The organism is Ferruginibacter sp. (assembly GCF_031430955.1).
Classification (GTDB): Bacteria; Bacteroidota; Bacteroidia; order Chitinophagales; family Chitinophagaceae; genus Ferruginibacter.
On sequence record NZ_JANPCM010000571.1, the window covers coordinates 1 to 7256 of the forward strand.

The 7256-nt window shown below is 35.4% G+C and carries 8 protein-coding genes; 6 read left to right on the forward strand and 2 right to left on the reverse strand.

The window, feature by feature from the left end:
* A partial coding sequence (locus ACY65O_RS16255) for a sigma-70 family RNA polymerase sigma factor (protein ID WP_462221920.1) occupies positions 1–436 on the reverse strand: 436 nt, incomplete at its 3' end.
* Positions 437–711: 275 nt separating this feature from the next.
* Here ACY65O_RS16255 and ACY65O_RS16260 point away from each other — a divergent pair.
* Entirely contained in the window at positions 712–1092 is a 381-nt protein-coding gene (locus ACY65O_RS16260) for an START-like domain-containing protein (RefSeq protein ID WP_462221914.1), read from the forward strand.
* Here ACY65O_RS16260 and ACY65O_RS16265 read toward each other — a convergent pair.
* Positions 1089–1703 carry a hypothetical protein gene (locus tag ACY65O_RS16265; RefSeq protein ID WP_462221915.1) on the reverse strand — a complete coding sequence of 205 codons (615 nt, stop codon included), beginning with the start codon at positions 1701–1703 and terminating at the stop codon, positions 1089–1091. The two genes, ACY65O_RS16260 and ACY65O_RS16265, sit on opposite strands and share 4 nt — an antisense overlap.
* Positions 1704–1754: 51 nt before the next feature.
* Between ACY65O_RS16265 and ACY65O_RS16270 the strand changes: the two genes are divergently transcribed.
* The 5 genes from ACY65O_RS16270 to ACY65O_RS16290 all read left to right on the forward strand — a co-directional run.
* Entirely contained in the window at positions 1755–3188 is a 1434-nt protein-coding gene (locus ACY65O_RS16270; protein ID WP_462221916.1) for an LptF/LptG family permease, read from the forward strand.
* Between the two features lie 24 nt (positions 3189–3212).
* Positions 3213–3968: a superoxide dismutase gene (locus ACY65O_RS16275; protein WP_462221917.1), complete on the forward strand. Its 756-nt coding sequence runs from the start codon at positions 3213–3215 to the stop codon at positions 3966–3968.
* A 35-nt stretch (positions 3969–4003) separates the two neighbouring features.
* Positions 4004–5422, forward strand: coding sequence for a sensor histidine kinase (locus ACY65O_RS16280; protein ID WP_462221921.1), 1419 nt, complete (start codon positions 4004–4006; stop codon positions 5420–5422).
* 53 nt (positions 5423–5475) lie between these two features.
* On the forward strand, positions 5476–6117 hold the full coding sequence (locus tag ACY65O_RS16285) for a response regulator (protein WP_462221918.1): 642 nt from the start codon (positions 5476–5478) through the stop codon (positions 6115–6117).
* 65 nt (positions 6118–6182) lie between these two features.
* A partial coding sequence (locus ACY65O_RS16290; RefSeq protein WP_462221919.1) for a hypothetical protein occupies positions 6183–7256 on the forward strand: 1074 nt, incomplete at its 3' end.

Here is a 7256-nt window from a genome sequence, read left to right on the forward strand (position 1 = left end):
CCAGTAAAGAATAGGCTTTGCTGATCCTGTTGCTGAGGCCTACTTTATTCAGAGGTAACCTTACAATACGTGATTGCTCGGCCAATGCCTGTAAAATGCTTTGGCGTATCCACCAAACGGCGTAGGAAATAAATTTAAACCCTCTTGTTTCATCAAAACGTTGTGCTGCTTTTATAAGGCCGAGGTTGCCTTCGTTTATCAGGTCGGGTAATGTTAAGCCCTGATTTTGATATTGCTTTGCAACAGATACTACAAACCTTAAATTGGCCTTGGTTAATTTTTCCAAAGCACCCTGATCACCATTTTTAATTCGGATGGCGAGGGAAACTTCCTCTTCGGGTGTTATTAATTCTACCTTACCAATTTCCTGTAAGTACTTCTCCAGGCTCTGGCTCTCACGATTGGTGATAGACTTTGTGATCTTTAATTGACGCATGCTCATAAGCCTGCTTGTTTTTGGGGGTTAAGTACAGAAAGCGATTTACGGTTAACGAATTGTTAAAAAATTTCCGTATTTATTAACGTAATTTATAGTATTTAAAGTATCTCACCAAATAACTTTTTGTAAAGTTCTGTATGTCAGTTGCTTTAAAAAATGGTTTTCGCAATGTAATATGTTAATAAGTATGCTAAAAATAAATGATAAAATATTTTGCCACCGTGATTATTTTACTATTATTGCATGGTTCAAGGATTTTTTAAACAACAAGAATGAGTAAGAAAGTATTATTTACATTAGAATACCCGGTTAGATGTTCGCCAGGCATATTGTATGAATTTTTAATTACGCCTGCAGGATTGCAGGAATGGTTTGCAGATAAAGTAGATGAACGTGATGGTGTGTACAGTTTTTCGTGGAATGGCACTACTGATAAAGCAGAGTTATTAGAAATGGAAGAAGATAAATTTGTGCGATTTCACTGGCTGCACATGCCCAAGGGAGAATATTTTGAGTGGAGCATTGAAAAATCTGAAGTTACCAATCAAACTATTTTGGTGGTAAAAGATTTTGCAGAAAAAAAAGAAATTAAAGACCAGAGCCAGTTGTGGGAATACCAGGTTAAAGACCTTTTTCACCGTATAGGCAGCTAATATTTCAGCAGGTGCAATGCATCTGTAAAAGATTTTTCCAGCAACACCTCTATTTCATTCGATTGATGCAACGAAAATTTTGCAGCCACTTTTGTAAAGTGCTGTTGTACTATTATTTTTTCTATTTCCGCACTGCTGAGTTTGTTTAAGGCTATAAAGTTATTTTCTTCAAAGTGATGCTGCCACTCCACTTCATTAATGCAGAGGTAAAAATTATTTAGCGGCAAAGCACCGATATTATTTATCAAATTTTGCTGAAACATAGTTTTATAATTACCTGATAAATGCAATGTGCAGCTGAAAAAATTGCCCCACCAAAACATAGTGCGTATGGCAAAAACATTTTCTTTATCAAAGCAGCGTGGGTAATCTAAAATTAAATAAGGCAACTGCAAATAATTTTCGCCTTTGGCAATTTTTGGTGTAGATGATGTAACGGCGTGGGGCAGCCATTCTTTTTCTGCCATCACTGCAGCTTTCATATCATCTGCAAAATTTGCAAAGAAAATATTTACATTGTTAATTATTTTACGTTTAGTTAAAATCCAGCTTGTGGCGCTTACCAATTGCAGTTCCTCCGCAGAAAGCATTAATTTTGATTTATCAGTCATAATATCTTTACAATTTACAAATAACTTTTAACAGCAACGCCAGGCAAGGGTATGATTAAAAAATTAGATAAACTTATTCTTAAATCTTTTTTAGGGCCGTTTATTGCAACTTTTTTTATTGCCTTTTTTGTTTTGATGATGCAAACCCTTTGGAAGTATATTGATGACCTGGTGGGTAAAGGCCTGGATTTTGTTACGATCGGTGAGTTTTTATGGTTTGCAAGCGCCAGTTTATTAACACTGTCTATGCCCATTGCCATTCTTATTTCTTCTATAATGACCTTTGGTAACCTGGGCGAAAGTTTTGAATTGGTAGCCATAAAATCTGCCGGCATATCCTTATTACGTTTTATGCGGCCTTTAGTATTTGTGGCTATTTTATTAAGTGGTATTACTTTTTTATTTGCTAATTATGTTATTCCTTACACCCAATTAAAATTTGTAACCTTATACAACGATATTTTTTACAAAAAGCCTGCGTTCGATTTAAAGGAAGGTGTTTTTTTTACCTATATACCCACGTATGCTATTAAAGTGGGTAAAAAAGATGAAGACAATAAAACCATTCACAATGTGTTGATTTACGAACAAACCAACTCCCTGCAGGATAATTGTATTGTTGCCGAAACTGGTGTGATGACCGTATCGGAAGATAAAAAGTTTTTAGAATTTAATTTACAGAATGGTTACCGCTATACTGAAAGAGGCAATTCCGGCGACTCTTCTACAGAATTTATACGCCTGGGATTTAAAACTTTTAAAAAATTATTCGATTTAAGTGCTTTGCAAAAAAACAATACACCCGACAGTATTTACAGGAGTAATTTTAAGATGAAGAGTGTGCGCCAGCTGAGTAACTCATTAGATTCTATAAATAAAATAAGGGACTCTCTTAATACAAAAATGAAAAAAGAATTGAATGGCTATTTGCATTACATAAATATTAACGACAGCATTTGGAAAAAAAACATTGATACTTTACAAGTTGATAAATTCGACAAACTTATCCCCGATTCTGCAAGGCTTACCGTTTATGAGTCGGCCATTACAACAGCCAATTATTTACGAAGCAGTCTTCAAAATAATGGCACAGAAATAGCTGCAAAAAAGATTGATATAAAGTTTCATAAATTAGAATGGCACCGTAAATTTTCTCTTTCCCTTGCCTGCCTGGTGTTATTTTTTATAGGTGCGCCATTAGGCTCCATCATACGCAAAGGCGGGCTGGGCATGCCGCTGGTGGTAGCTATAATTTTCTTTTTAATTTTTCACCTGCTGAACATGTTTGGCGAAAAATTTGTGAAAGAAGAAATTACCACCCCCTTTACCGGAATGTGGCTGGCCATTTTTGTATTGGTACCAATTGGTATTTTTCTTACCTACAAAGCCATGCATGATTCCCAGTTATTCAGCAAAGAATTTTATTACCGGTCTTTTAAAAGAATAAAGCCTTTTTTAAGTACATTTAGGAGAGCAAAAAAATAATCAATCACCCCAAAATAATTAATGATGAAAACAACATCAAAAAGCCGCAGAAAATTTATTACCGACTCTGCCAAAAGCACTATTGCATTAAGTATGGGATTAAGCACGGCAGGTGCCTTTATTACTTCCTGTGCACACGGAAAAAATATTTTAAAAACGATACCTTCAACCGGTTTCGATCAGCAACCACTACCCTACAAATACGATGCGTTGGAAAATATAATTGATGCCATGACGATGCAAATACACTACAGCAAACATGCAGCAGCTTACAGTAAAAATGTAAAGGATGCCGCCGCAGCCGAAGGTGTTGATATTACAAAGCCATTAGAAGATGTGCTGTCAAAAATTTCAAAATATACACCTAAAATGCGTAACAATGGCGGCGGCCATTACAACCACGAAATGTTTTGGCAGTGCATGAGACCTAAGCAGGAAAGCAATAAGCCAATGGGCAATTTGCAATTGGCAATAACAAAGGCATTCGGAAGTGTTGAAGATTTTAAAAAACAATTTGGCGATGCAGGCAAAAACAGGTTTGGCAGCGGGTGGGCATGGCTGTATGCTGATACAAATAAAAATTTAAAAGTGGGCAGCACCCCCAACCAGGATAACCCTTTAATGGACATCAGCGAAATTAAAGGCACACCATTATTAGCATTAGATGTTTGGGAGCATGCTTATTATTTAAAGTATCAAAATAAAAGAGCAGATTATGTTGACAACTGGTGGAATGTAGTGAACTGGGATTATGTGCAGGGGCGTTTTGAAAAATTATAATTTTTTTTTTTTTTAAGAAACCATTATACTTAATGATGTTAAGCAGTAAAAATAAAGTGTTGTTTTCAACACTTATTTTACTGCTTTTTTTTGTATTTAACATTTTACTTTCTTACAAAACCTTTGTTAACACAAAGGCTGAGAATGAAGAAATTTTTTTACATATTGGGATAAGCAGCCTTTTTTATTTTTTATCGATTATTACTTTTATACAGTATCTGCTTTTTAAAGAACCTACTTACCTTTACTATGTATTGTATTTATTGATAAACCATTGTTATTTTACTATTATATTTTCATCTGGCCCCGAAGCTGCCGGCTACCCTACTGCTTTTTTTAAAATAATACGATATTTTTTAGCCTTACCGCTTCTGGTACTGAGTTACAGCATTTATATTTATTTTGTACTTGCATTTTTAAGTTTAAGTACAAAAGATATCATCTTATATAAATGGATTAAGGTGATTTTAAAAATTTATCTTTCCCTTTTATTTTTAATATTAGTATCTTATTTATTTTTTCCTGCAGATACAACAGGCGAAATTATACGAACCCTTTTACAGGTTTGCTGTATCCCTTTAGGCATTATTAGTATTGTATTAGTTTACATCAGGGTAAAAAACATTATTGCCCATATTTTAATTATTGGTACACTATTCTTTTTTATCGGCTCGGTTTTAGGATTTCTTTTTTCATTAGGCATACTCAATTATCCTGCTAATGTATTTCCGTTTAACCAGTGGATTTTTTATACTGCATTAGGTGTGGTTATGGAAATAATTATGTTTTTCAGCAGTTTTGCTTACCGTAACAAAATACTGGCAGATGAAGAAAAACTGGCACAACAAAAACTGCAAGTTATCAGAGATGATATAGCCCGTGATTTACATGATGATATAGGGGCTTCATTAAGCAATATTAATATTTTAAATGAATTGGCAAAACGCAGTGCCGGCAATACCATTAAACTAAATGAATATTTAGAAAGAGCTGGCGATGATATACAACATGTAAGCGAGGGATTAAATGACATTGTATGGAATATTAATTCTAAGTACGATAATTTGGAAAATCTTTTTTTTCGTATGAAAAGATATGCTGCCGACATGATGGATGGGAAAAATATTAATTATAAAGTGGGATTTCCTGAAAAGCCGGATGAGATAAAATTAGAAATGTATAAAAGAAGAGATTTATATTTTATTTTTAAAGAAATTATAAATAATCTGGCTAAATATTCCAAAGCAGCTAATGCAGTGATCGAACTTGGTATTTCGGCAAGCAAATTACAGCTTACCATAAAAGATGATGGGGTTGGGTTTAATTTTGATACCGTTAAAAAAGGTAACGGCCTGCACAATATGCAGCAAAGGGCAATTAATTTAAAAGGAGTATTAAAAATTACCACTGCTCCGCAGCAGGGTACTGTTATTGATTTAATAATACCTGTATAGTACTACCCAAATGTGTTATATTTTTTTTGATTTAAGGTATTACTTTTACTATCATGAGTTACAGGCTGTTAATTTTTGAAGACAATACAAAGCTGCGGCAATCGCTTGAAACTTTATTGAATGAGGAGAAGAATTTTAGCGTAGTGGGCTCGTTTGATAATTGCGATGATGCGGTAGGCTGTATTGATATGCTGAAAGCCGAACTGGTGATAATGGATATTGATATGCCGGGTATTGGCGGCATTGAAGGTGTAAAACAAATAAAGCAGCACACACCTGATGTAAAAGTAATAATGCATACCGTGTTTGATGATGATAACCGCATATTCGACAGTATTTGCAATGGCGCCGATGGCTATTTATTAAAAAATATTGCCCCGTTACAACTCATACAAAGCCTGCAGGAAGTAATGGAAGGCGGCGTACCCATGAGCCCTTTTGTGGCACAAAAAGTATTTCATTTTTTCAGAAAAAAAAATGTAACAGAAAATAAATTTAATCTTACCAAAAGAGAAAAAGAAATTTTAGAACTTTTAGTAAAGGGAAATTCTTATAAAATGATTGCCAATGTTTGTACTATCTCTGTAGATACTGTAAAGCGCCATTTGCAAAATGTTTACCACAAACTGCATGTAAACTGCGGCACCGAAGCCGTTGCAAAAGCATTACAGCATAAAATAATTATGCTGGATTAATATCACCCAAATGTGTAATTGACCAGCGTTAATTGCTTTTATACCTTGCTTAAAATTTAAAGCACATGAAAAAGCAATTGTACCTCTTTGTTTTATTAACCTGCCCATTATTTATTACGGCACAAAATGTAGGTATTGGCACCATCACGCCAACAGAAAAACTGGAAATAAAAAACCCTTTAAGAAGTACATTAAAGATAAGTGCAGGCAGTATAGCAGATACCACACAACTTATTTTAAGTAACAGCGGCTCTCCCGTCGTTTATACAGATTTTTCAATAAAAAGTATAAGAGAAGAAGGGTTGTTTTTTTCATCATCTTCAGATTTTGGCCCTAACAATGCCGCCAACTCGTTGGTAATATTACCCAATGGAAATGTAGGTACAGGCATTGCTGTTCCTACTGCCAAACTGCATATAAACGGGGGTGTAAAAGTGCAGGGCTTAAATTTAATTGAATTAGGTGCCGGCGTGGCGGGCAAAGAGGTGAATGCAGGAAAAATTGGGTACAATGCATTTGGCACCAATGCACTTGCTTTTGTTGGCGCCGGTACCAACGCTACAAACAGGGCTGTTTATTTTTTTGCGGAAGGCGGCACAACATTTAGCGGCCCGGCTTTAATAACCGGCAACACCAATATTGGCGGGCAACTGCAACTTAACGGAAACCCGGGAACGCCAGGACAAATACTTACTTCTAGCGGATCGGCAGACCCTGTATGGACAAATGCGGCTTTTTCTAACACTACACGTTTTGCTGCATCTATACCAAGAACGTTTGAACCCAACCCTCTTTTATATTCCGTTATTTACAATTTAAACACCGCTGATGTTACTATCAGCGGCTCCACTATAACCATTAACAGATCGGGGTTATATCATTTTGAAGGGGTATTTGAAGCGGAAGCTGTTTTTGGTACTCAAGCACCTGCTTATCTTTCCCTGAACAGTAGTTTTTCTGCAGATGGACATGCTTATGATATTACAAATAATGCAGCAATGGATTATGATAATACCGGGGCATCTAACTGGACTTATCGTAAAACATTGCGGTTTGCAAACGATGTTTATATTTCTGCACCTGCTAACGTTAGTGTGGGAGGAAGTATGAATTTTAATGCAGGTGGTGCGGTACTTTTA

What these genes read in the sequence shown, in the direction of transcription:
- ACY65O_RS16260 (WP_462221914.1), top strand. Translation starts at nt 712, where the DNA reads ATGAGTAAGAAAGTATTATTTACATTAGAATACCCGGTTAGATGTTCG.
- ACY65O_RS16265 (WP_462221915.1), bottom strand. Translation starts at nt 1,703, where the DNA reads ATGACTGATAAATCAAAATTAATGCTTTCTGCGGAGGAACTGCAATTG.
- ACY65O_RS16270 (WP_462221916.1), top strand. Translation starts at nt 1,755, where the DNA reads ATGATTAAAAAATTAGATAAACTTATTCTTAAATCTTTTTTAGGGCCG.
- ACY65O_RS16275 (WP_462221917.1), top strand. Translation starts at nt 3,213, where the DNA reads ATGAAAACAACATCAAAAAGCCGCAGAAAATTTATTACCGACTCTGCC.
- ACY65O_RS16280 (WP_462221921.1), top strand. Translation starts at nt 4,004, where the DNA reads ATGTTAAGCAGTAAAAATAAAGTGTTGTTTTCAACACTTATTTTACTG.
- ACY65O_RS16285 (WP_462221918.1), top strand. Translation starts at nt 5,476, where the DNA reads ATGAGTTACAGGCTGTTAATTTTTGAAGACAATACAAAGCTGCGGCAA.